The sequence below is a fragment of the Pseudomonas sp. NY15364 genome (genome assembly GCF_048068235.1).
GTDB classification, from domain to species: domain Bacteria; phylum Pseudomonadota; class Gammaproteobacteria; order Pseudomonadales; family Pseudomonadaceae; genus Aquipseudomonas; species Aquipseudomonas mendocina_D.
The window spans coordinates 159,310-182,012 of the sequence record NZ_JBLUPX010000008.1 but is presented as its reverse complement, the minus strand read 5'-3'; the positions used below and the strand labels follow the sequence as shown (position 1 = coordinate 182,012).

The following is a 22,703-nucleotide window of genomic DNA, read 5'->3' as shown; positions in this document are numbered from 1 at the left end:
GTTACTGCCGCTGCGCAAGGATGCTCAATACGAGGTGCTGCGTAAGTTAGGGCGCCACGATGCCATCGTCTCGCTAAAGACCTCGCCGCAGGCGCGTAAACAATGGCCCGACCTGCCAGACACGCTACAGGCTCGGTTATTAAGCAAGACCATCAAGGGCAAAGTGCGGCAGGTACTGACCTCAATGATCGATCCTCTGCGCTTCCCTCCAGACGAAATCGTGGATCTGTACAGTCAGCGTTGGGAAATCGAACTGGGCTATCGAGAAATGAAGCAAGGCATGCTCGCGGGGCACTACACACTGCGCAGTAAAACACCGGAGATGATTGAACAAGAACTGTGGGGCGTACTGCTAGGGTACAACCTGCTGCGTTATCAAATGTTGGAAATGAGCCGCCACTGCCCTGGCATCTACCCCTGCGAAATGAGTTTCACCGCTTGCACCTGGGCGATTCTGGGCTTCTTGAACGGGGTCTCTTTGAATCATCCAGGCAATATCCCTCGCTACCTGGCCGAACTACAGGCCTCGGCCATGCACTACGTCCTACCTCATCGCCGTGAGGATCGCAGTTATCCGCGAGCGGTCAAACCCAAGCCGTCCAAGTATCCGACCAGAAATAAAAATGCCAGTCAGCTTAACTGACTGGCATTAGGCCGAGGCCTCCCTTGTTCTGTCGTGCATCGATCAGTCGAACAGACCGAAGGTCAGGTAGCTCCAGATCGAACGCTTCTTGGCGGTTTCGCCGGTCTTGGCGTCCTGCTGCAGTTCGGACGGGATTTGTTGCTCGGCGTCTTCGTACTGGCGAATCACGTCCTGGCTGGCGCGGGTTTCGCCCGGCGGCAGCGGCGTGTCGGTTTCGATCAGGCCCAGGGTGGCCTTGGCCAGCCAGGAGCGGTTGTCGGCTTCTTCTTCGAGCGGGACGAACTCGCCGCTTTCCAGGCTCGGATGGTCAGGGTAGTTGAGCTTGAGGGCTTCCAGGCTGGTGGCAGCCAGGTCGTCCAGGGACAGACGCTGATACGCTTCGGTCATGATCGCCAGGCCATCACCGACCGACGGGGTTTCCTGGAAGTTTTCCACCACATAGCGGCCACGGTTGCCGGCAGCTACATAGGCTTGGCGGGTCAGGTAGTAGTGGGCTACGTGGATCTCATAGGCGGCCAGCAGGTTGCGCAGGTAGATCATGCGCTGTTTGGCGTCCGGGGCGTAGCGGCTGGTCGGGTAGCGGCTGGTGAGCTGCGCGAACTCGTTATAGGAGTCGCGCGCGGCGCCCGGGTCGCGCTTGGTCATGTCCAGCGGCAGGAAGCGGGCCAGGAGACCGCGGTCCTGGTCGAACGAGGCCAGGCCCTTGAGGTAGTAGGCGTAGTCGACGTTGGCGTGCTGCGGGTGCAGGCGGATGAAGCGCTCGGCGGAGGACTTCGCAGCTTCCGGCTCGGCATTCTTGTAGTAGGCGTAGATCAGTTCCAGCTGCGCCTGCTCGGCGTAGCGCCCGAACGGATAGCGCGACTCCAGCGCCTTCAGTTTGGCGATGGCCTGGGTGTAGCTGCGGTTGTCCAGGTCGGCCTGGGCCTGCTGGTACAGCTCCACCTCGCTGAGGTTTTCATCGACCTCCGGCTGCTTGGAAGAGCAGGCGGCGGTAAGGGCGAGGATGGCGATCAGCAGCAGGTGTTTCACTTGCATGGCGGCTTGCGTCCCTGTGACGGCCGCGCGGCCGTCCTGTTATGATGAGCGCCCCCGGAAACCCCTGGGGCAAAGACGCCGTATTTAACCACAAGCCTGTCGCCGAAACCAAAGGCCAGGCTCCCGCCGTTGCCGAAGATGACTTCTATAAACAAGCAGCTGATTCAACTCCAGGCCGTCGTCCCCTTTGAACAGGGCGGTCAACGCCTCGACCAGGTGGCTGCGCAGCTGTTTGGCGAGTTCTCCCGTTCGCGCCTTTCCTCCTGGATCAAGGAAGGTCGCCTGACCGTCGATGGCGCAGTGGCGCGCCCGCGTGACACCGTGCATGCTGGCTCGACGCTGGTCCTGGATGCTGAACAGGAAGCGCAGGGCGAGTGGATCGCGCAGGACATCGAACTGAACATCGTCTATGAAGACGAACACCTGCTGGTGATCGACAAACCGGCCGGACTGGTCGTGCACCCGGCTGCCGGGCATGCCGACGGCACCCTGCTCAATGCCCTGCTGCACCACGTCCCGGATATCGTCAATGTGCCGCGCGCCGGCATCGTCCATCGTCTGGACAAGGACACCACCGGCCTGATGGTGGTGGCCAAGACCCTGCAGGCGCAGACCAATCTGGTCGAGCAGTTGCAGAAGCGCACTGTCAGCCGCATCTATGAATGCATCAGCATCGGTGTGATCACCGCTGGCGGCACCATCGATGCGCCGATTGGGCGCAGCTCCAGCCAGCGTCAGCGCATGGCGGTGACCGACGGCGGCAAGCCGGCGATCAGTCACTACCGTGTGCTCGAGCGCTACCGTTCACACACCCATGTGCGGGTCAAGCTGGAAACCGGACGTACCCACCAGATTCGTGTGCACATGAGCCATGTTGGCTACCCGCTGGTGGGCGATCCGGTCTACGCCGGGCGTTTCCGTATTCCGCCGGCGGCCAGTCCGACCCTGGTGCAGAGCCTCAAGGAGTTTCCGCGTCAGGCGTTGCATGCGCGTTTTCTCGAACTGGATCACCCGGCTACTGGCAAGCGCATGAAGTGGGAGTCGGCGCTGCCGGATGATCTGGTCTGGCTGCTTACCCTGCTGCGTCAGGATCGTGAGGCGTTCGTCGGGTGAGCGTCCACGACTGGCTGACGCCCGACTGGCCTGCGCCCGTCAATGTACGTGCTTGCGTCACCACCCGTGGCGGCGGCGTCAGTGCGGCGCCGTTCGATACCTTTAACCTGGGCGACCATGTCGAGGACGATCCTGCTGCGGTGGCGAGCAACCGTCAGCATCTGGTCGATATGCTCGGCTGCCAACCTGCCTGGCTGCGCCAGGTGCATGGCATCGTGGTGGCCGAAGCCGATCCGGCGACGGTCATCGAAGCCGATGGCAACTGGACGACCACGCCGGGTGTCGCCTGCACGGCGATGACCGCCGATTGCCTGCCAGCGTTGTTCTGCGATCGCGCCGGTACCCGCGTGGCAGCGGCCCATGCAGGTTGGCGTGGGCTGGCCGGTGGTGTGCTTGAGGCGACCGTCAAGGCGTTGAGCGTTGCACCGCAAGAGCTGCTGGTCTGGCTCGGCCCGGCCATCGGCCCGGCGGCTTTCGAAGTGGGTAGCGAGGTGCGCGAGACCTTCGTGCAACAGCATGCCGAGGCTGCCGATGCATTCGTGCCTAGCGTCAACGCCGGCAAGTTCATGGCCGATATCTACCAGTTGGCGCGCATTCGCCTGGCTGCCATCGGCGTGACCTCGGTCAGCGGCGGCGGACTGTGTACCTACAACGACCCGCGTTTCTACTCCTATCGCCGCAGTGCCCGCACCGGGCGTTTCGCCTCGCTGATCTGGCTGCAGTCCTGAGCTTGAGTAGGGCGGGTGCAACCCGCCTGACCGGCTAGCGACGGGTTGCACCCGTCCTACGTTTTCTAGTCCTCAATCACCAATATCAATAGTGCTGTGCTGAGCGAGACGACCGGTCATATGCTCGGCGCCATGAACAGCATTCGACTCGACAAGCGCGACCTGATCCTGAGCAAAGGCTCGGCGGTGATGACGCGTCGCGGCTACCACGGCACCGGTGTTCTGGAGATCGTCCAGGCGGCCGGGATTCCCAAGGGCAGCTTCTATCACTACTTCGCCAGCAAGGAAGACTTCGCCCTGCAGGCGCTGGCCTTCATCTATCGGCCGCGGCTGGCGCGCTATGCCCAGGCACTGAATGATCCGGCGCTGAGCCCGCGTGCACGCATCCTCGCTTATTACCGTGACCTGCTGGCGCACTTCGCCCGGCAGGAGACGCCGCAGTACCACTGCTTCATCGGTAGCCTGAGTTTCGAGATGAGCGAGATGCTGCCGGCGATCGGCGCCGAGGTCGCGGCCATTCAGCAGGCGTCTGTGGACATTCTGCGCGACTGCCTGGAGCAGGCGCAGGCCGCCGGTGAACTGCCGGCCGACGAGGACTGCGGCAACCTCGCCACCTTCATCAGCGACGCCTGGCAGGGCGTGCTCGCCCGCCTCAAGGTGGGCCGCAGCCTGCAGCCGCTGGAAGCTTTCGTCACCCGCCTGGAGCGTTTGCTGCAGGCCTGATTACCGTTCAACCCCAGAGGAAAGATGATGAACGCACCCGTTCAAGCCCTGTTCGCCCCGTTCCGCCTCGGTAACCTGGAGCTGCCGACCCGTGTGGTCATGGCGCCGATGACCCGTTCCTTCTCACCCGGTGGCGTGCCCAACGCCAAGGTCATCGAGTACTACCGTCGCCGTGCGGCTGCGGGCGTGGGGCTGATCGTCACCGAAGGCACCACGGTCGGGCACAAGGCGGCCAACGGCTACCCGAACGTGCCGCGTTTCTACGGCGAAGACGCCCTGGCCGGCTGGAAGCAGGTGGTCGACGCGGTGCACGCCGAAGGCGGCAAGATCGTCCCGCAGCTCTGGCACGTGGGTAACGTGCGCAAGTTGGGCACCGAGCCGGATGCCAGCGTTCCTGGCTTTGGCCCGATGGAGAAGGTCAAGGACGGCCAGGTGGTCGTGCATGGCATGACCCAGGCCGATATCGATGAGGTGATCGCCGCCTTCGCCCAGGCCGCGCGCGATGCCAAGGCCATCGGCATGGACGGTGTGGAGATCCACGGTGCCCATGGCTACCTGATCGACCAGTTCTTCTGGGAAGGCAGCAACCAGCGCACTGACCAGTACGGTGGCGACCTGGCAGCGCGTTCGCGTTTCGCCATCGAGCTGATCCAGGCTGTGCGCGCCGCAGTCGGCCCGGACTTCCCGATCATCCTGCGTTACTCGCAGTGGAAGCAGCAGGATTACACCGCGCGCCTAGTGCAAACCCCGGAGCAGCTGGAGGCCTTCCTCAAGCCGCTGTCCGACGCTGGCGTGGATATCTTCCATTGCTCGACCCGCCGCTTCTGGGAGCCGGAGTTCGAAGGCAGCGACCTCAACCTGGCCGGCTGGACGCGCAAGCTCACCGGCAAGCCGACCATCACCGTCGGCAGCGTCGGCCTGGATGGCGAGTTCCTGCAGTTTATGGTCAAGACCGACAAGGTGGCCGAGCCGGCCAGCCTGGAGAATCTGCTCGAGCGCCTGAACAAGGAGGAGTTCGATCTGGTCGCCGTGGGCCGCGCGTTGCTGGTCGATCCGGATTGGGCGCTGAAGGTGCGTGAAGGCCGCGAGCACGACATCCTGCCGTTCAGCCGCGATGCGTTGACCACGCTGGTCTGAGTCCGTTTCTATCGGGCGTCGCGATCCGGCGCCCCGTTTTCAGCCCCGGCACATCGGGGCTTTTTTACGCCTGCGTGTTTTGAGTGGATGTGATCACGTAGGGCGGGTGCAACTCGCCAGATTGTCTCAATGGCGGGTTTCACCCGCCCTACCGGCAAGCGCTGCTTCAACGCTGACCTGAGGTTGCATGGCGCTGCGCAGGTGCTGTTCGAACAACGCGATGATGTCGTCCCAGCTCAGATGGCTGGCATGTCGGCGGGCGTTGAGGCGGATATGCCGCAGTACCTCCGCATCACCCAGTAATTCACAGGCGGCTTCGCAGAAGCCTGCCTCGTCACCGGGACGGGCGAGCACGCCGTTGTGGCCGTGATGGATATGTTGGGCGGCCGCTGCTTGGTCGAACGCCACCACGCCGAGGCTCGAGGCCAGGGCCTCCAGCACCACGTTGCCGAAGGTTTCCGACAGGCTGGGAAACAGAAACAGGTCACCTGACGCGTAGTGCTCGGCCAGCGTTTCACCGCGCTGCAGACCGCAGAAAAGCGCCTCCGGCAGCTGTGCCTGCAGGCTGGCGCGCAGTGGTCCGTCCCCCACCAGAATCAGGCGCATACAGCGTTGTGGGTGAGCCTGCTGCAAGGCTTTGAAGGCCTTGACCAGCAAGCCGAGATTCTTCTCTGCAGCCAGGCGTCCGACATGCAGCACGGCCAGATCATCCGGCCCCAGGCCCCAGCTTTCGCGCAGGGCGTCGCTGCGCCGGCGCGGATGGAACAGCTGGCTGTCGACACCGCGGGCGAGCAGGGCCAGGCGTTCGAAGTCACGGCGTTCGAGGTCGACCTTCTGGCCAATGCTCGGCACCAGCGTCAGTTGCGTGCGGTTGTGGAACCAGCGCAGGTAGTTGGTCATCGCCCGGGTCAGCAGGCCGATGCCGTAGTGCCCGGTGTACTGCTGGAAGTTGGTGTGAAAACCGCTGACCACCGGGATCGCCAGGCGCCTGGCCGCGCGCAGTGCAGAAAGCCCCAGCGGGCCTTCGGTGGCGATGTAAAGCACGTCCGGGCGTTGCCGCTCCCAGCGCCTGAGCAGCTTGTGCAGCGACGACTGGCCCCATTGCAGGCCGGGGTAGCCGGGTAGCGGCCAGCCGCGGGTCAGCAGCAGGTCACCGTCGGCGTCCTGCGTGTGGTCGATGTCCTGGCGCGGCCGTATCAGTTGCACGCGGTGGCCACGGCCACGCAGGCCGTCGACCAGGCGACCGAGGGTGTTGGCCACGCCGTTGATTTCCGGCGGGAAGGTTTCGCTGATCAGCGCGATATGTAGAGACGGTGCGTTCATATACGCAGTCTCTGCCTGTGCCATGTAATGACTGTGACGGTTTGTTTGCGCTTTTGTGATGGACGGTTAGCTGCGCTCGCGTACCCAGAACAAGGTCGCCCCAGCCACGGCAGCTGGCATCATCAGGATATTCAGCCCCGGCACCAGCAGTGCGGCGTAGGTGATGCCGCCGAAGCTCAGGCTCTGCCAGCGTTTCTCGCGCAGCCAGGCGAGCATGTCCTGCCAGCTCATCTTGTTGTTGTCGGCCGGGTAGTCAATGTACTGCACGGCCATCATCCATACGCCGAACAGCAGCCACAGCGGCGCGGCGACCAGGTTCACCACCGGGATGAAGCTGAGGATCAGCAGACCGATGGCGCGCGGCAGGAAGTAACCCAGCTTGCGTAACTCGCGGCCCATGGTGCGCGGCACCATGGCCGCCAGCTCGCCCCAACTGAACGGCGGGAAGTGATCCTCACCGCGCGCCACTACTTCGACCTTTTCCGCGAGAAAACCGTTGAACGGTGCAGCGATGATGTTGGCCAGCAGGGTGAAAGTGAAGAACACCATCAGCAGTACCAGCACCACGAATAGCGGCCAGAGGATGTACTGCAGAAAGCTCAGCCAGCTCGGCAGGGTGGGCATGAAGGTGTCGACCCAACCGCTGAACTGCTGCACGGCAAAGCTGATCATGGTGACGAACAGAATCAGATTGACCGCCAGCGGCAGCAGCACGAAAAGGCGCAGGCCGGGGCTGAGGACCAGTTTCAGGCCCTCTCGCAGGTATTGCGGGCCGGACAGGACGGGAGCGGCAGGCATGGCGGTCTCCTGAGTGGTTGATGCGCGCGACCATACCGACTTCGCCGCCGAGGCGAAAGTTCAGACGGGTGCCTGGCAGCCATAGTCGGATTCTATTCGCGGGATTGGTAATGGATATTTCCGCTGGCCCGGCGGCCTGGATAGCCTTGCGCACAGTTTCGCTTTTGCGGGGCTCTCATCCTTCCAAGCCTTCCCCTAGTGCTTCGAGAGTCCCTTTTTATTCTGGCCTGCCGGCCCTGTGGGCTTGCAAGGAGTTAGTGATGTCTGCCGTTCGTCATGCCCGCGTCATCATTCTGGGTTCCGGCCCTGCCGGTTATAGCGCTGCCGTCTATGCCGCGCGCGCCAATCTGAAACCGCTGCTGATCACCGGTATCCAGGCCGGTGGCCAGCTGACCACCACCACCGAAGTGGACAACTGGCCGGGTGACCCGAATGGCTTGACCGGCCCCGCGCTGATGCAGCGTATGCAGGAGCATGCCGAGCGCTTCGAGACCGAGATCGTTTTCGACCATATCAACGCCGTGGATCTGGCCGGCAAGCCTTTCACCCTGGTTGGCGACAGCGGCACCTATAGCTGCGACGCGCTGATCATTGCTACCGGTGCCAGCGCGCGTTACCTGGGGCTGCCCAGTGAAGAGGCGTTCATGGGCCGTGGCGTATCAGCCTGTGCGACCTGCGATGGTTTCTTCTATCGCGGCCGTGAGGTGGCCGTGGTTGGCGGCGGCAATACGGCGGTAGAAGAGGCGCTGTACCTGGCCAATATCGCCAGCAAGGTCACGTTGATCCATCGCCGCAACGCCTTTCGTGCCGAGAAGATCCTGCAGAACAAACTGCAGGAGCGGGTCGCCGAGGGCAAGATCGAGCTGCAGCTCAATGCCGAGGTCGACGAAGTGCTGGGCGATGCCAGCGGTGTCACCGGCGTACGCCTCAAGCAATACGGCGGTGCCTATCGCGAGCTGAAAGTGGATGGACTGTTCGTTGCCATCGGCCACACGCCCAATACCAGCCTGTTCGAGGGCCAGCTGGCGCTGAAGGATGGTTATCTGGTGGTCAATGGCGGGCGCGAGGGCAATGCCACCGCGACCAGCATTCCTGGCGTGTTCGCTGCCGGTGACGTGGCCGACTCGGTCTATCGCCAGGCGATCACTTCGGCCGGTGCCGGCTGCATGGCCGCGCTGGATGTCGAGCGCTATCTCGACGGGCTGTGAGAACACAAGGGTGCGCTGTGCGCACCGCGCTTTGCAGGACCGTAGCTGATAGCGATCAGAAGCCGGTGCGCACGGCGCACCCTACGGGGTGTTCGCATCAATCCGCAGGTTTCAATCCGGCCAATGCCAGGGCGGCTCGTCGAGCATGCCCTGGTCGCGTATGCAGGTCTGACCGAGCTGCTTGTCCAGCTCCAGGGTGTTGCAGTCGGGGCTTTCCTTGAGCGTGGCGATCAGGCGGCTGGCGTGGGAGACGACCCATACCTGGGTCTGCTTTGAGGCGGCGATGATCAGGCGACCGAGTGCCGGCAAAAGATCCGGGTGCAGGCTGGTTTCCGGCTCGTTGAGCACCATCAATGAAGGCGGCCGTGGCGTGAGCAGGGCGGCGACCAGAAGTAGGTAGCGCAACGTACCGTCGGACAGTTCTGCAGCGCTCAGCGGGCGCAGCAAGCCTTCCTGGCGCAGCTCCACGGCGAAGCGCCCGCCCGCTTGAAAGTCGATATGCAGTCGGCTGCCGGGAAAGGCGTCGTCGATGGCGGCGTCCAGTGCGGCGCGGTCGCCTATCTCGCGGATTGTCTGCAGCGCGGCGGCCAGGTCGCGGCCATCGTGATGCAGCACTGGCGTGCGTGTGCCCAGTTGCGGTTGGCGCGCGGGCGCCTCGGCATCGCTGCGAAAGTGATCGTAGAAGCGCCAGCGGCGGATGGTTTCGCGTAGCTGGAAGACTTCCGGGCAATTCGGGTCGTTGCCGATCTGGTCGAACAGGCTGTCGTAGTTCGGCACGTGCTGGGCCAATACCTGCCAGCTGCGTCCTTCACGCATGCGTACCATGGGCCCGGCACGATCCACCAACAGCGAGGCGGGGCGATAGCTGGCGCCGGCCCAGATGCATTCACGCTTGATCTCCGGGTCGAGGGCGAAGGCCGAACTGCTTGGCTCGGGTAGACCCAGGGCGATGGCATAGCCGAAGTCATCACCGGCAAACCCCAGACGTAGGCGCATCACGTTCTGCCGTGGGCCGCCCTGTACGGGCACCTCGCCGCTGCGCATGCGCCGGGAAATCTTCTCTGGCCCGGCCCAGAAACTCGACTCCAGCCCACCTTCGCGCGCCAGCGCGTTGACCACGCCACCTTGTGCGGTTTCCGCCAGCAGGCGCAGGGCGCGGTAGAGGTTGGACTTGCCGCTGCCGTTGGCGCCCGTGATCAGGTTGAGCCGGCCCAGCGGCAGGATCAGGCTGTTGATCGAGCGGTAGTTGGCGACGGCGAGGGTATGCAGCATGCAGATGGTTTCCTGGCGGAATCAGCGGCCATAACGTGGCGAAAACGCCAGCCAGGCCAGCACCGGGTAGCAGAGGTAGTGCAGGCTGAACAGAAACAGGCCCATGGGGCTGGGCGTGTCCTGCAGGTACATCATGCCCAGCAAGCCCAGATAGAGCAGCCCGAGCACGCCGCCATAGAGCAGGGTGAAGCGCCAGCGCTCGGCGTTGCTCGGCGCGCGCCCGGTTCGCCAGTGAAACACCAGTGCCAGACCGGCAGCGATGGCGGCGGCGATCAGCAGGGTGGTGAACACACCGCCCAGACGCACGAAGGTGCGCAGCAGCAGGTTCAGCAGCACGGCGGCGATCACTCCCGCAACGGCGTAGTAGCGCACGGGCAGGCGCTGGCTCACAGCTGCTGCGCCAGGCCGAAACGTTTGCGTAGAACCCGTTCCAGCAGCGCCTTGGGCAACAGTGTGGCGAGCAGCGGCAGGGCGCGACTGCCATTGCCCAGGCGCAACAGACGTGGGCGTGTGTCGCGCTGCACCGCGGCCAGTAGTTGCGCGGCAAACTCGCTGGCCGGGGTCGGGTTGTCCTGTGAGGCCCTGGCGCGGGCGCGGATGCCGTCGCGCAGCGGCCACCAGGGCGAATCCTCGCGGATCAGCGCCTCGGCCTGCTGGCTGGCATTGGCGCCGAAACTGGAGGCGATGGCGCCTGGCTGCACTTCCATCACCTCGATGGAGAAGGGCGCCAGCTCCATGCGCAGGGCGTCGCTCAAGGCATGCACCGCTGCCTTGGAGGCGCAGTAGGCGCCAGCGAAGGGTGTTACCAGCACCGACGACACGCTGCCGATATTCACCACCAGGCCACGGTTGCGACGCAGCAGCGGGAAGAACGCACGGGTCACGCCGACGATGGAGAACACGTTGGTTTCAAACTGGCGCTGCATGGCTTCCACGCCGCCGTCGAGCAGCGGGCCCATGGCGCCATAGCCAGCGTTGTTGATCAGTACATCGAGGCCGCCGATTTCCTCGCTAAGGCGTGTGGCTAGTTGCTGCAGCGCGTCGCCATCGTTGACGTCGAGTTGCACTGCGTGGAACCCCGCCTGCTCGAGCGCTGCAAGGTCACCGTTCTTGCGTGCTGTAGCCCACACCGCGTAGCCAGCCGCCTTGAAGGCGTCGGCCAGGGCGCGGCCGATGCCGCTGGAACAACCAGTGATGAGAACGCTGGGTTGAGGCATGCGCGGGACTCCCTGAGACGCGAATGGGGCTGCAGCTTAGCAGGCTTGGCTTGAGGTGATGGCGGACTGTTCGCCTAGGCTCCTGAGTCCGCCCTACGGGGCTGGCAACGGATGTCGAGCTGTAGGAGCGAGCTCTGCTCGCGAACGCGTATGACGCCGCAAGCTTCGCGAGCAGAGCTCGCTCCTACAGGTTATCGAATGAATTTGCCTTGCAGGCGCTCGGCGCGAAACTCCAGCGTAGCGGGGCGATAGCCGCTGCGCAGGTCGGGCAGGGGCATGCAGTCACTCCAGCTGGCGCCCGGCAGCAGCTCGCCGGGGCCGCTGTAGCGTGGCGACTCGTAAAGGCGCTGGGCCAGGTTGGTGGCGTTGCCTGGGCGGTAGGCGGCGACTTCCCAGCGCAGCTCCAGCAGGGCGGCGTCGCTGCCGTTCTTCAGGTCGATGGCCAGTGGGCGATCGGCGGGGCAGCGCTGCGGGTCGTAGCTCAGGCGCAATTCGAGATGGGCGAGGTTGCGCTCGTCCTGGCTTTCCTGCCAGAGCACCCAGGTGGCCACCAGGCCGAGACCGACCAGCGCGGCCATGGACACCGGCAGGGCCTTGGTTGGATAGCGAATCAGCAGGATCAGCCAGGTGATGACGAGTACGACACCGAACAGCATGAGGGCAGCCTTTTTGCGAAGTCTGCGTTCATCCTACACAAGGTGCTTTGTCAGGGTAACCGCGTGGGCTGTCGCAGGGTGTGACAGTGAGGGAAAGGGGGCGGGGAAGAGATAGCCGCGAGTGACGTGGGTGTCTTCTGCCCTCTCCCCCAACCCCTCTCCCATGAATGGGAGAGGGGAGCTCACTACGTATGCCACGGATGAACAAGGATGTAGCCCGGATGCAATCCGGGGCCGATATCGACCCGGATTGCATCCGGGCTACGAACAGCTCAGTGTGCGGCGCCGACGGCTACTGCATCGCTGCGACCGTATACATCTTCCAGGCGCTCGATATCGTCCTCACCGAGATAGGTGCCGGACTGCACTTCGATGATCTCCAGCGGGATCTTGCCCGGGTTGGAGAGACGGTGCACCGAGGTCATCGGGATGTAGGTGGACTGGTTCTCGGTGAGCAGGAACTCTTTATCGTCGCAGGTCACCTTGGCGGTGCCGGACACCACGATCCAGTGCTCGGCACGGTGGTGGTGCATCTGCAGCGACAGCTGCGCGCCCGGTTTGACGGTGATGTGCTTGACCTGGAAGCGGCCGCCCATGTCCACCGAGTCGTACGAGCCCCAAGGGCGGTAGACCTCGCAGTGGTTCTGGGTCTCGCAGCGACCCTGCTCGTCGAGCTTGCCAACCAGCTTCTTGACGTCCTGCACGCGGTCCTTGTGCGCCACCATCATGGCGTCCTTGGTTTCCACCACGACTATGTCGTCCAAGCCGAGCACCGAGACCAGCTTGCCATTGCCGTGGATCAGGCAGTTACGGCTGTCCTCGATCACCACGTCGCCCTTGGTCACGTTACCGGCGTCGTCCTTGTCGTGCACTTCCCAGATCGACGACCAGCTGCCGACATCGTTCCAGCCAGCGGCCAGCGGCACCACGCAGGCGCGGCTGGTCTTCTCCATCACCGCGTAGTCGATGGAGTTGTCCGGGCAGCAGGCGAAGGTAGCCGGGTCGATGGCGATCTGCGTGCCGTCGCGCTGGCTGCGTTCCAACGCCAGCAGGCAGGTGTCGTAGATGTCCACGTCATGGTGCTTGAGCTCTTCGAGGAAGCGGCTGGCGCGGAACAGGAACATGCCGCTGTTCCAGTAGTAATCGCCGCTCTTCACGTACTCGGTGGCGCGCTGGGCGTCGGGTTTCTCGACGAAGTTGGCCACACGCGCCACGCCGTCGGGCAGGGTGCCGTCGGCCTGGCCGCGGATGTAGCCGTAGCCGGTTTCCGGACGGTCGGCCGGCACGCCGAACAGCACCATCTCGCCTTTCTCGGCGGCCACGGTTGCCAGCGCCAGGGCCTGGCGGAAGGCTTGCTGATCGTCCAGCACATGGTCGGCTGGGAGCACCAGCATCAGCTCGTCACGGCCTTCGGCGATCAGTTGCAGGGCCGCCATGGCCACAGCCGGTGCCGTGTTGCGGCCGAAGGGTTCTAGCAGGAGCATTTGTGCCTGCAGGTCGATCTGCTCCAGCTGCTCGAGCACGATGAAACGGTGCTCCTGATTGGCCACCAGCACGGGTGGCTGCATGCCCTCGATGGAAAGGCGCTGAAGGGTCTGCTGGAACAGGGTCTGCTCACCGGTCAGGGCGAGGAACTGCTTGGGATACAGCTTGCGCGAAAGAGGCCAGAGTCGCGAGCCGCTGCCACCGGAAAGGATGATGGGGGTCATGGTTGTGTCTCTCCTGAGCGATTGATCAAGTGGTTTGCCCGTGTCGTGTCGGTGCGACGTGTACCCGCCGTTTTCCTTGTTCTAAAAAAACTCGCTGCCTTAAGAAAATTCTGAAAAAGCCATTTATCGTCACTCCCGCGAAGGCGGGAGCCCAGGGACTACGCAGGTTCTGGATTCCCGCCTGCGCGGGAATGACGGCTATTTCAGAGTCTCCTCAACCGTCGATGGGGCGCTTGACCCATACCGGCGACAACTTGCCCTGACCGCCAGTGACGAACAGGCTGACGACTTCGCCGCGCCCGAGGGTGACCGGTTTCAGGTCGGCGACCTTGCGCTCGCCGTCGAACAGCGCCAGGCCAACCTTGACCGGGTTGATCTCGCGGTCGCCACGGCCGTCGGGTTTGACGTCGGCGACCACGGCGGTCTTGCCGTCGGCAGTCTTCAGGCTGAGGGTGCTGTCAGTCAGGTTCTGGACACGCAGCAGCGCTTTCTGGCGGCTGGTGAAGGGCGGCTCCTCGACCAGGCGCGGCTCGGCGCCGGTCTGGCTGACCAGGGTGTAGTAACGCGCGGCCTGCAGATCCACCGCCATCTGTGCGTTACCGACCTGAGCCTGGTAGCTGCCGGCCGGGAGGAACTTGAAGTCACTCGAACCCAGCGGCGAGATCTGCTTGAGCTGGGTCTGGCCGACGCTGACATCGAGCTCGGCGCTGCTGGCGTTGTAGGCGCGGACGAAAGCCGAGCCCTTGGGCGCCTTGGGACCGTAGAGCGCGCCGTCATCGGCCTGCGCCTGGAACATGCCAAGGCCCAGAGCCAGGGCGCAGGCGCCCAGGGTGAAGCGGCGTAGGGTGTTTTGAGTGTTCATCGGATAGTCCTCCTTGGGGGATGAATCAGTGACTGGCAGCAGCCAGCCCCTGGCGCTCGCCGTCGTCTTTGAGTGCGGCGAGCCATTGCGGGTCGAAATCGGTGAAATCGCTGGTCATCGGCAGGTAGCGCTCGGGGAACTCCCAGATCACCAGTTGCGGTGGGTTGTTCTCGAAGTCCTCGCTCTGCAGGTACTTGAGCATCGGCACCAGCGGGCCGCCGCCTTCCTCGGCGTGATTGGCCAGATCGCGCTGCAGGTGCTCACGCAGGGCGCCGGCGAAGTTCCAGGCCGGGTTGGCGCTGTAGCTGGTGCCGACCAGGGTCACCGGCAGATCGCTGTCGCCGAACAGGTCGTCGCCGCTACCTTCGGCGGCGTGGGTTTCGCGCTGCTGCAGGCGGTCGGCCTGCGGCATCAGACTCTCGAACAGCGGGGCCAGCGGCAGGAAACGGGTCAGGTCGCCCTGGTGCGCGCGGGTTTCCACGGTTTCGGTGACGAACTGCTGCGGCTCCCCGCGCAGCTGCATGGCGCTGCGCACCACTTCACTCAGCGCCTTGGCGGTGACATCGGCGCCTTCCGGCGTCCAATGCGTGTCGGTGCGCAGGAACATCGGTGCTTCGTCCTTGGCTGCCTGCAGCGGTGCGAGCAGGTCCGGTGCGGCGATCCCTGCACTGCGCACCGCACGATGAAAGCGCGGGTACAGGCTGCGTTGCAGGGCGCTGGGGCGATGGCTGCCGGTGTGCTCCGGGTACAGGCGGGTCTTGGCCGGGACGATGGCCAGCAGCAGCTGGATATCGCGTTCTTCCAGCTGGCGCTGCACGCCGCGGATCAACGCCAGGTTGTCGCGCATCTGGCGCTGGCCGTCGGCCTGCGGAGCGAATTCCTCGTCCGAGTACAGCCAGCCGTCCTGGCCGATCACCAGGCCGCTGCGGCCCTCACCGAACACCAGGTATTCCACGGCTGCCCAGAGGTTGATGCCGGCCTGCTTGAGCGGGAAGTTCTCGTCGTAGTGACGCTCGATGCTCTCGGCCAGGCCGCCGTCGAGCACGCTCGGCTGCGCCGGCATCTGGTAGTCGGCGAGCTTGCTCAGGGCAAGCACGCTGACCGGCAACAGCAGCAGGGCGAACAGCGCGACGTACAGGGTCTTGATGGGGCGATTCATGCTTGGCCTCCGCTCAGAACTGGAAGTAGAGGAAGGGGGAGTAGCTCTGCGCCGAGAGCTTGAGCAGCGAGGCGCAGAACAACAGCAGTAGCGCACCGCGCACGGCCACCATGCGCAGGTCGATGGCCTGCAGGGCCACCCCGGCGCTGGCCAGGGTCAGCCCCGGCTCATGATGGCGGCTGGCAAGGAACTGGCGGGCGCCGTTGACGGCGATCACCACCCAGGCCAGCGCCAGAGTCGCCATCTGCAAACCGGTGATGTGCGCCAGGGTCAGCTCGCTCAGGTGCCAGTCAGCAAAGCTGAACAGGGCGGCGTACATGCGCCCGGCCACCTCAAGGTTCTCGGCGCGGAAGATCACCCAGCCGAGCATCACCAGCAGCAGGGTGAAGGCCCATTTCAGCGGGTTGAATACAGTCGGTGCGGCTTTCACCCCCAGCGCGCGTTCGATGGCCAGCCAGGTGCCGTGCCAGGCGCCCCAGATCAGGAAGGTCCAGTTGGCGCCGTGCCAGAAACCGCCCAGCAGCATGGTCAGGAACAGGTTGCGGTAGGTGTTGAAGGTGCCGTGGCGGTTGCCGCCCAGCGGCACGTACAGGTAGTCGCGCAACCAGGTGGACAGACTGATGTGCCAGCGCCGCCAGAATTCGGTGATCGACTGGCTGATATAGGGCTGGTTGAAGTTCTCCATGAAGCGAAAGCCCATCATCAGGCCCAGGCCGATGGCCATGTCGCTGTAGCCGGAGAAGTCGAAGTACAGCTGCGCGGTATAGGCGATCATGCCCAGCCAGGCGTCGCCGGTGCTGGGGTTTTCCAGAGCGAAGCAATGGTCCACCAGCGGCGCCAGGCTGTCGGCGATGAACACCTTCTTGACGAAGCCCTGCATGAAGCGTGTGGCGCCTTCGCTGAACTTGTCGATGCTGTGGGTGCGGTCGGTGAACTGGTCGGCCAGGTCCTTGTAGCGCAGCACGGGGCCGGCGATCAGTTGCGGGAACAGGGCGATGAAGGCGGCGAAGTTGATCAGGTTGTGCGTCGGTTCGGTGTCACGCCGGTACACGTCGATCAGGTAGCTGATCGACTGGAAAATGTAGAAGGAGATACCGATCGGCAGGATCACCGCCGTGAGGACGAAGGGCTCCATCCCCATCGACTCGAGCACCGCATTGATATTGGCCACGCCGAAGTTGGCGTACTTGAAGTAACCCAGCGTGGCCAGGTTGCCGATGACCCCGGCCACCACCCAGCGGCGCGCCGCCTGGGTGCCGGCGTGGGCATGAATGCGCAGGGCGAAGACGTAGTTCCACAGTGTCACGGCGGCGAACAGCAGAAGGAAGTCCACCCGCCACCAGGCGTAGAAGGTGTAGCTGCCGATCAGGATCAGCAGATTGCGCCCGCGATTCGGGCACAGGTAGTAGAGGCCGAGAAAAATCGGCAGGAACAGGAACAAAAAGACGTTGGATGAAAAGACCATCCGTGCTTCTCCGTGAACAGCCGGGGCAGCGCCCCCCTTTCCCCCCGCGAACGGAGGGTTTGTTTTGTTACGTCCCGTAGGAGCCGATTCATCCGCGAAAATCGCGGCTAAAGCGGAATGCCGCCCAGCCGCTCCTACGGTTTTTCGAATACCTGTGTCACCTCGCCACCGAGGCGGAAGCTGTTGAACGGCCCCTTCTCCTGGTTCAGTTCGCGGGTTTCCTCATTGCAGGCGTAGAGGCTGCAGTAGGGCGCCAGCCAGGCGTACTTGAAGTCCTTGCGCAGCTCGCTCATGTCCTGCTTGGCACCGGTGCGCTGGGCGAATGCGGCCGGGTCGCGTGCGCCTTGCAGCACCCGTTCGGCCAGGCGCTGCAGCGCGCCGTGGTTCTCGCCGCGCAGATCCACCTCGTTGGCCTTGGCGAACGCGGCGATCATCGCCAGCGGTGGCAATGCATAGTTGTGGTAGGCCAGGGCGCGCTGGCTGCGGCGCATTTCGTTGGCCAGGTAGCCTTCGTCATCGACCTGATTGGCAGCGATGCGGAACTGGCCCACGGACCAGTCGAACAGGTCGCGACGATCACTGATCACCGCCACCGCCATCACCGACCAGGCGGCCCAGTAGCTGTGGTTGTTGATCTTGCGTAGCGGCAGATCGCTCCACTCGCGCACCGTGTGTTCGGCCAGCCGGGTGAACCAGGCTTCGATGCGTGCACTCTGCTGCGGGTATTGCGCCAGCGGCTGCGACTCGGAGAATTTCAGGCGCAGCCAGGCGCCAGCCAGGCTGCCGAGCGCCCATTTGCGCATCGACTTGCCGGTGTGGTTGAACTGCTCGGATTCCAGCGCATCGGCGCTGGCCCAGCGATCCAGCCATTCGATGGCGCATTCCAGGCGCTCAGGCTGACCCGTGCGCATGTAGCCGGTGATCATCCGCCCGGCTTCCTTTTCCAGGCGGACGATGTGAGCGGTCTGCTGGCGGAAGTTCTTCTCCGCCTTGCGGTTGAGCGTGGCGCGCGCGCTGTCGGAGCCGGCGTACTTGCTGGTGAACTGCAGCTCACCGGTGTATGGCTCTGGCACCGCAGGGCAGGCGGGCGCCTTGCCGTCGCGCTGGCCGACGGCGGCGTAATAGCCCGCCGGCGGGTGCAGCTCGGCAAAGGCCGGGCCGCTGAGCAGCACGGCTATCAGGGTGAAGGGAGCGAGTCGTTTGGGCATGCTTGCCTCCTCAGTCGTTCGCACTGTGCTGCGCGACTTGCTGGCTGGCCCCGCTCGGGCGCTGGCACAGGCTGGCCTGGACTTTCAGGTCGTCATCGCTGTCTTCGGGCTTCTCGATTTCCAGAGCGAAGAAGTTCTGATCACCCCAGCCCGGCTCGTCGCGCAACTCCACGGCGAAGCGGCCGTCGGTATCGACGGTGTTGGGTTTTTCCAGCTTGAGCTGCTCGCGACGACCGTTGAGGTACCAGATGGTGGCGTCGACGCGCTTGACCGACGGGTCGCTGAAACGCAGGTCCAGCTGGTGGCGGTTGCCGGGTAGGGTCAGCAGCTTGTTCTCGCCATTGATCAATATTTCGTTGCTGCCCGGATGCAGGCGTTTCTCGCTGGCGAGCAGCTCGGTCTGGCCGCTGCAGCCGTTGTTCAGGGTGGCCATCAACTGACGGTGAATCTTGTCCGAGGCCAGGTCGTAGAGCGGCGAAAACTCCCAGATGAGGATTTTCGGTGGGTCGTTCTGGAAGGCATCGCTGGCCAGATACTCGAGCATCGCGCCTTCCAGGCCACCACCGGGGAAGGCTGCGTTGAGCACGTCGGTGCCCAGGTACTCTTCGAGGAAGCCGCCGAAGTTGTAGTTCTTGCCGCTGTGGCTGGTGCCGATCAGGGTGATCTTCGGGCTGCTGTCGTCGCCGAACAGCGCGTCGCCATCGCTGGCATCCTTCGGCTCGGTGACGAACTGATCGACGTACTGCACTGCATAGCCGGTACCGCACAGCTGGCTGGCGACGTTCTGCATGGTGCCAGTCTTGCCCATCAGGCCGATGCGCTCGGTGACGAATTCCTTCTGCGCAATATCTTCGAAGCCGGGGATGCGCTTGACCGTCTCGGCCACCAGACGTGCGGTGCGCTCGGCGCCGTAGGGCGTCCAGTGCTGGTCGCGGCGGAAGTAGAACTCCTTGTCGCTGTCCTCGTCGGTGAGCGGCGTCAGGTCCGGTACCCAGATACCCAGCTGTTCGAAGCGCGTCAGTGCCTGGCGGTAGTTGCGCAGCGCCTTGTCGTAGTCGAAGCGCTGGTAGTCGGCCGGGCTCAGCTTGCTGCGATTGACCAGGCCGCGGGTCGGTTGATAGACCACCACCAGTTCCACGCCGCGCTGCTTGAGACCGTCGCGCAGTTCCTTCAGGCGCTGGTAGCCGATCTCGGTGGTGCCGAACTCGGTGCGCAGGTCCTCGACACTGCGGAACAGCCAGCCCTCGTCGGCGTCCATCAGGGTGACGAAGTTCTTCATGTAGCTGGTGGTATAACGGCTGGCATCGTGCGCAGCCGGGCACAGCGAGCAGCAATCTTCCACCTGGTATTGCGGCGCCTGGCGCTCTTCGGCCTGCAGTGCGCTGCCGAATGCGGCGCACGTCACTGCCAGGGCCAGGGTCTTGAATTTGTATGCAGTCATGGGAGGCCTCGTCAGTTGGTCATCGGCTCGGGCTCGATCGGATCGATCAGCACGGGCAGGCGCTGGCGCACCATGAGGTCAAGGATTTCGTCCTGTTTCTCGCCGAGGATGCCGGCGAGCTGGATGCCGCTGCTCTTGCGCGGCGCGAGCATCTTCACGCGGTACAGCTCGACCGACAGCGGCGAGTCGATGTTGATCGGGCTGGAGCCGTTGCCGGCCAGGGTGCCGCCGACGATGATCATCGAGATCTTGGTATCGAACGGGTCGAGGTCCAGGTCGCGGTCGGTGTCGGACAGGTCCTTGATGTGGCCGTACACACCGGTGAGCTGGTTCATCGCCGAGACGTTGTCGTAGAGGCGAATGTTCTCGCTGTTGCGGATGCGAATGCCGTGGCGCTGGTTGCCCAGTACATGGTTGCCCCACAGCAGGTTGTCGCCGCTCTCGTACAGGGTGATGCCGTCGGAGTGATTGCCGTGCACGCGGTTATAGGCGATCAGGTTGCGTTCGCTGTTACGGTCGATGACCACGCCGGAGAGCTTGTTGTCGTAGCTCTCGTTGTTGATGATCCAGCTGTCGTTGACCTCGCGCGAGATGATGATGCCGTGTTTCTTCTTGGTGCCGAACACGGTGTTCTCGGCGATGATCAGGCCGTGGGAGCGGTCGTGCGGGTCGATGCCGTAGACGATGTTGTCGCGGTAGGTGTTGCCCTTGATCACCACGTTCTGCGCTTCGTAGCAGTAGAAGCCGTACCAGTGGTCGACGAACTCGGAGTCGATCAGCCAGCCGGTCGGCTCGTCGCGCTTGAGGCGCTCGTGCATGTTCGGCGTGTACTGGGTGATCGACACCCCGTAGGACTTGGAGTTGTCGTAGCCCAGGCTGGTGATCACGCTGCCCGCGATATACAGCTCGCTGCCGCCCCAGGAGACCAGGAACGGGCGGAATTCCTTGCCGTTGTCGCGCATGGTCGCTGGGCCGTTGTCGGCCTCGCGCCAGGCGGTGACGCGGGTGTCGGTGAGGAACATCAGGCCGTCGTTGACCAGGAACGAGCCGCGCTCCTGCGACAGGCGCAGTTCGCGGGTTTCCTTGCCGACATGCAGCGCTGCGCCTTCTGCCACGACGATGGGCAGGCGAGCGAGATACACGCCAGGTTCCTGTTCGGCGAACTGGCTGTCGGGCAGCGCCTTGGCCAGATCCTGGGCGGTGACCAGGCCACCTTCGATGAAGATCGCCTGGGGCATGCCCTGCTGGCGCTTGATCCATTCGCGCAGGCGTTCGTTGCCGCCGGTGAAGTCCTTCAGCGCGTCCTGGCGCAGCATGCGCCGCACCACTACCTTGCCGCGTTTGTCACGCGGAATCTTGGCCAGCACGGCCTCCTTGGTGTAGCCGGACAGGTCTGGCAGCTTGGGCGCTTCCATATGCAGTTCGTCCGCTGGTGCACTGCGCACGCGGTAGTCGAACTGGTGCTGCGTCGGGTTGGCCTGGGCCAGGGGTACCGTGAGGCACAACGCGCCGAGCAGCAGGGGTAGGGCTAAGCCTTTGGGTTGCATGATCCGATCCCTCAGAAGCGCCAGATGAAGTCGACGAAGGCGCGGTGCATCACCGAGTCGGTGCCGCTGCCGTATGCGTCGCCCGGCAGGAACACGCCGGCGCGCAGGCGTACCAGGGCCGAGCGATCATCCAGCTGTTCGGCGACCGTGGCCGGCAGCAGGCCCTGCTTGAAGTAGCGGGTCAGCACCAGGTCGACTTCCTGGCCGATGTCTTTCTCGCCCGCCACCAACGGCGCGGTGATGCCGCTGTCGCCGACGTCCTGGTCGCCATCGACACGCCAGAAGCGGTGATAGACGACGCTGGCGTCGTAGTCCTCGCCCAGTTGCCAGGAGCTGAAGGCGCTGGCCACCTGCAGGTTCGACAGTTCGCCGCGGAAGGCTTCGCCGTAGCGGTGCAGGCGCGATTCGACGCCGGTGAAGTTGGCGCGGTTGCTCTGCAGACCGGTCTGCATGAACTGGCGCGACTTGCCGTCGTTGCCGCCGCCGCTGCCACGGGCGTAGGCGGCGCCGATCTTCCAGTTTTCATCGAGGCTGTAGCGCAGACCCAGGTCCATGGCCCAGGCGTCGACGTCCTGGCTGCGCGAGCCGGTGGCGATGCGCTCGCTGCCGACCACCTGCTGCTGCAGCTGATCGGTGTCGCCCTTGAGCCAGGTCATCTGCGCCCAGTAGTTGAGGCGATTGCGCGAGTTGCGCTCGAAGAAGCCGCCGTCGGCGTGCAGGCCGAACCAGGTCAGGTCGCCGGTGTAGCGCTTGCTCAGTTCGTCGACGCGCTCGCCGGCGTTCGGCAGGCTGCCGTCGTCGCGGCTGTGGTGCAGCTTGGCGCCGATGCGATGGCCGGGCGTCCACTGGTAGTCGAGACCGGCGAAGTAATGGCGACGGTCTTCGTCTTCCGGGGCGAGGTCGTCAAGGTCGGTGCGGTATTCGGAGAAGCGCTCGGCGACGCCGACCGTGGCTTGCAGCAAGGTGGTGTCGAAGCGCCAGTTGACCGCTTCGATGTTGGTGTCCCACCAGGTGCCTTCATCGCTGCGCAGGCGCTGGCGGCCGACGCGCAGGTGCTCGCCGGGGTAGGCGGTGAGGCCGCTGTAGTCGACCCAGAATTCGCGCATCGCCAGGTAGCTCTTGTCCGGCTGGCGGGCGTCGCTGCGCTGTGCGCTGTCTTCGCCGTCGTCCTGCAGCGGGTCGGTTTCGATGGTGTCGGTGGCGGTGACCGCCTGGCCCATGGCGAAGGCGCTCCAGTCGCCGCGCTCGCCGTAGGCCCAGGGGCGCAGGTCCAGACCGATACCGCTGACATCCCCGCCGCTACGGGTGCCGAGGTCGCGGTCATCTTCCGATTGCGCGGTGATTTTCATATCCAGGCCGAAATTCTTCGGCGCATCCGCCGCCCAGGCAGCGCTGGCTGCCAGCAGGCTGGCGCTCAGCCCCAATTGGCTGACGATACGATTTAGCTGCATGCGTGCAT

At 64.3% G+C, this 22,703-nt stretch carries 21 protein-coding genes; 6 read left to right on the top strand and 15 right to left on the bottom strand.

Annotated elements, in window-relative coordinates; all coding sequences use genetic code 11:
• Nucleotides 1–643, top strand: a 643-nt coding sequence (locus ACNFCJ_RS09800; protein ID WP_416771050.1) for a transposase, incomplete at its 5' end; no start/stop codon positions are given.
• Nucleotides 644–685: 42 nt separating this feature from the next.
• Here ACNFCJ_RS09800 and ACNFCJ_RS09795 read toward each other — a convergent pair.
• Nucleotides 686–1,678, bottom strand: a complete 993-nt coding sequence (locus ACNFCJ_RS09795) for an outer membrane protein assembly factor BamD (protein WP_416771048.1) — start codon at nt 1,676–1,678, stop codon at nt 686–688.
• 138 nt (nt 1,679–1,816) lie between these two features.
• On the opposite strand from ACNFCJ_RS09795, the gene rluD reads away from it, so the two are divergent.
• The 4 genes from rluD to ACNFCJ_RS09775 all read left to right on the top strand — a co-directional run bounded on the left by rluD (nt 1,817) and on the right by ACNFCJ_RS09775 (nt 5,379).
• Entirely contained in the window at nt 1,817–2,791 is a 975-nt protein-coding gene (gene rluD, locus ACNFCJ_RS09790) for a 23S rRNA pseudouridine(1911/1915/1917) synthase RluD (RefSeq protein ID WP_416771047.1), read from the top strand.
• Nucleotides 2,788–3,519: a peptidoglycan editing factor PgeF gene (gene pgeF, locus ACNFCJ_RS09785; protein WP_416771045.1), complete on the top strand. Its 732-nt coding sequence runs from the start codon at nt 2,788–2,790 to the stop codon at nt 3,517–3,519. The genes rluD and pgeF overlap by 4 nt, the downstream gene beginning before the upstream one ends.
• A gap of 132 nt (nt 3,520–3,651) precedes the next feature.
• Entirely contained in the window at nt 3,652–4,242 is a 591-nt protein-coding gene (locus ACNFCJ_RS09780) for a TetR/AcrR family transcriptional regulator (protein WP_416771044.1), read from the top strand.
• Between the two features lie 27 nt (nt 4,243–4,269).
• The gene (locus ACNFCJ_RS09775; RefSeq protein ID WP_416771043.1) at nt 4,270–5,379 is read left to right on the top strand and encodes an NADH:flavin oxidoreductase; all 1,110 of its coding nucleotides are present in this window, start codon (nt 4,270–4,272) and stop codon (nt 5,377–5,379) included.
• A gap of 126 nt (nt 5,380–5,505) precedes the next feature.
• Here the strand turns inward: ACNFCJ_RS09775 and ACNFCJ_RS09770 are convergent, their stop codons facing one another.
• Nucleotides 5,506–6,726, bottom strand: coding sequence for a glycosyltransferase family 4 protein (locus ACNFCJ_RS09770; RefSeq protein ID WP_416771041.1), 1,221 nt, complete (start codon nt 6,724–6,726; stop codon nt 5,506–5,508).
• A 42-nt stretch (nt 6,727–6,768) separates the two neighbouring features.
• Nucleotides 6,769–7,500: a sulfate transporter CysZ gene (gene cysZ / locus ACNFCJ_RS09765; protein WP_416771039.1), complete on the bottom strand. Its 732-nt coding sequence runs from the start codon at nt 7,498–7,500 to the stop codon at nt 6,769–6,771.
• A gap of 260 nt (nt 7,501–7,760) precedes the next feature.
• Between cysZ and trxB the strand changes: the two genes are divergently transcribed.
• The gene (gene trxB / locus ACNFCJ_RS09760) at nt 7,761–8,708 is read left to right on the top strand and encodes a thioredoxin-disulfide reductase (protein WP_416771037.1); all 948 of its coding nucleotides are present in this window, start codon (nt 7,761–7,763) and stop codon (nt 8,706–8,708) included.
• 111 nt (nt 8,709–8,819) lie between these two features.
• Here the strand turns inward: trxB and ACNFCJ_RS09755 are convergent, their stop codons facing one another.
• From ACNFCJ_RS09755 to ACNFCJ_RS09700, 12 genes are all read right to left on the bottom strand, one after another.
• Entirely contained in the window at nt 8,820–9,980 is a 1,161-nt protein-coding gene (locus tag ACNFCJ_RS09755; RefSeq protein WP_416771036.1) for an AAA family ATPase, read from the bottom strand.
• A gap of 21 nt (nt 9,981–10,001) precedes the next feature.
• Nucleotides 10,002–10,370 carry a hypothetical protein gene (locus tag ACNFCJ_RS09750; RefSeq protein ID WP_125835929.1) on the bottom strand — a complete coding sequence of 123 codons (369 nt, stop codon included), beginning with the start codon at nt 10,368–10,370 and terminating at the stop codon, nt 10,002–10,004.
• Entirely contained in the window at nt 10,367–11,197 is an 831-nt protein-coding gene (locus tag ACNFCJ_RS09745; RefSeq protein WP_416771035.1) for an SDR family oxidoreductase, read from the bottom strand. Before ACNFCJ_RS09745 ends, ACNFCJ_RS09750 begins: the two co-directional genes overlap by 4 nt.
• A gap of 191 nt (nt 11,198–11,388) precedes the next feature.
• On the bottom strand, nt 11,389–11,853 hold the full coding sequence (locus ACNFCJ_RS09740) for a multidrug transporter (RefSeq protein WP_416771033.1): 465 nt from the start codon (nt 11,851–11,853) through the stop codon (nt 11,389–11,391).
• Nucleotides 11,854–12,125: 272 nt separating this feature from the next.
• On the bottom strand, nt 12,126–13,562 hold the full coding sequence (locus ACNFCJ_RS09735; RefSeq protein WP_106732824.1) for a mannose-1-phosphate guanylyltransferase/mannose-6-phosphate isomerase: 1,437 nt from the start codon (nt 13,560–13,562) through the stop codon (nt 12,126–12,128).
• Nucleotides 13,563–13,776: 214 nt separating this feature from the next.
• Entirely contained in the window at nt 13,777–14,424 is a 648-nt protein-coding gene (locus ACNFCJ_RS09730) for an alginate O-acetyltransferase AlgF (RefSeq protein ID WP_416771032.1), read from the bottom strand.
• 25 nt (nt 14,425–14,449) lie between these two features.
• Nucleotides 14,450–15,583 carry an alginate O-acetyltransferase gene (locus ACNFCJ_RS09725; RefSeq protein ID WP_416771030.1) on the bottom strand — a complete coding sequence of 378 codons (1,134 nt, stop codon included), beginning with the start codon at nt 15,581–15,583 and terminating at the stop codon, nt 14,450–14,452.
• A gap of 13 nt (nt 15,584–15,596) precedes the next feature.
• Nucleotides 15,597–17,048: an MBOAT family O-acyltransferase gene (locus ACNFCJ_RS09720; protein ID WP_230926781.1), complete on the bottom strand. Its 1,452-nt coding sequence runs from the start codon at nt 17,046–17,048 to the stop codon at nt 15,597–15,599.
• A gap of 134 nt (nt 17,049–17,182) precedes the next feature.
• A complete protein-coding gene (locus ACNFCJ_RS09715; RefSeq protein WP_416771028.1) occupies nt 17,183–18,256 on the bottom strand; it encodes a mannuronate-specific alginate lyase in 1,074 nt (357 codons plus the stop codon).
• 10 nt (nt 18,257–18,266) lie between these two features.
• Entirely contained in the window at nt 18,267–19,697 is a 1,431-nt protein-coding gene (locus ACNFCJ_RS09710; protein ID WP_416771027.1) for an alginate O-acetyltransferase, read from the bottom strand.
• Nucleotides 19,698–19,708: 11 nt separating this feature from the next.
• Nucleotides 19,709–21,244 carry a mannuronan 5-epimerase AlgG gene (algG, locus tag ACNFCJ_RS09705; RefSeq protein WP_115299201.1) on the bottom strand — a complete coding sequence of 512 codons (1,536 nt, stop codon included), beginning with the start codon at nt 21,242–21,244 and terminating at the stop codon, nt 19,709–19,711.
• Between the two features lie 11 nt (nt 21,245–21,255).
• A complete protein-coding gene (locus ACNFCJ_RS09700; protein ID WP_416771025.1) occupies nt 21,256–22,695 on the bottom strand; it encodes an alginate export family protein in 1,440 nt (479 codons plus the stop codon).
• Nucleotides 22,696–22,703: the final 8 nt, after the last annotated feature.

Bases quoted from the DNA above. Each gene is read 5' to 3' on its own strand.
- ACNFCJ_RS09795 (WP_416771048.1), bottom strand. From the start codon at position 1,678: ATGCAAGTGAAACACCTGCTGCTGATCGCCATCCTCGCCCTTACCGCC.
- rluD (WP_416771047.1), top strand. From the start codon at position 1,817: ATGACTTCTATAAACAAGCAGCTGATTCAACTCCAGGCCGTCGTCCCC.
- ACNFCJ_RS09780 (WP_416771044.1), top strand. From the start codon at position 3,652: ATGAACAGCATTCGACTCGACAAGCGCGACCTGATCCTGAGCAAAGGC.
- ACNFCJ_RS09775 (WP_416771043.1), top strand. From the start codon at position 4,270: ATGAACGCACCCGTTCAAGCCCTGTTCGCCCCGTTCCGCCTCGGTAAC.
- ACNFCJ_RS09770 (WP_416771041.1), bottom strand. From the start codon at position 6,726: ATGGCACAGGCAGAGACTGCGTATATGAACGCACCGTCTCTACATATC.
- cysZ (WP_416771039.1), bottom strand. From the start codon at position 7,500: ATGCCTGCCGCTCCCGTCCTGTCCGGCCCGCAATACCTGCGAGAGGGC.
- trxB (WP_416771037.1), top strand. From the start codon at position 7,761: ATGTCTGCCGTTCGTCATGCCCGCGTCATCATTCTGGGTTCCGGCCCT.
- ACNFCJ_RS09755 (WP_416771036.1), bottom strand. From the start codon at position 9,980: ATGCTGCATACCCTCGCCGTCGCCAACTACCGCTCGATCAACAGCCTG.
- ACNFCJ_RS09745 (WP_416771035.1), bottom strand. From the start codon at position 11,197: ATGCCTCAACCCAGCGTTCTCATCACTGGTTGTTCCAGCGGCATCGGC.
- ACNFCJ_RS09740 (WP_416771033.1), bottom strand. From the start codon at position 11,853: ATGCTGTTCGGTGTCGTACTCGTCATCACCTGGCTGATCCTGCTGATT.
- ACNFCJ_RS09735 (WP_106732824.1), bottom strand. From the start codon at position 13,562: ATGACCCCCATCATCCTTTCCGGTGGCAGCGGCTCGCGACTCTGGCCT.
- ACNFCJ_RS09730 (WP_416771032.1), bottom strand. From the start codon at position 14,424: ATGAACACTCAAAACACCCTACGCCGCTTCACCCTGGGCGCCTGCGCC.
- ACNFCJ_RS09725 (WP_416771030.1), bottom strand. From the start codon at position 15,583: ATGAATCGCCCCATCAAGACCCTGTACGTCGCGCTGTTCGCCCTGCTG.
- ACNFCJ_RS09720 (WP_230926781.1), bottom strand. From the start codon at position 17,048: ATGGTCTTTTCATCCAACGTCTTTTTGTTCCTGTTCCTGCCGATTTTT.
- ACNFCJ_RS09715 (WP_416771028.1), bottom strand. From the start codon at position 18,256: ATGCCCAAACGACTCGCTCCCTTCACCCTGATAGCCGTGCTGCTCAGC.
- ACNFCJ_RS09710 (WP_416771027.1), bottom strand. From the start codon at position 19,697: ATGACTGCATACAAATTCAAGACCCTGGCCCTGGCAGTGACGTGCGCC.
- algG (WP_115299201.1), bottom strand. From the start codon at position 21,244: ATGCAACCCAAAGGCTTAGCCCTACCCCTGCTGCTCGGCGCGTTGTGC.
- ACNFCJ_RS09700 (WP_416771025.1), bottom strand. From the start codon at position 22,695: ATGCAGCTAAATCGTATCGTCAGCCAATTGGGGCTGAGCGCCAGCCTG.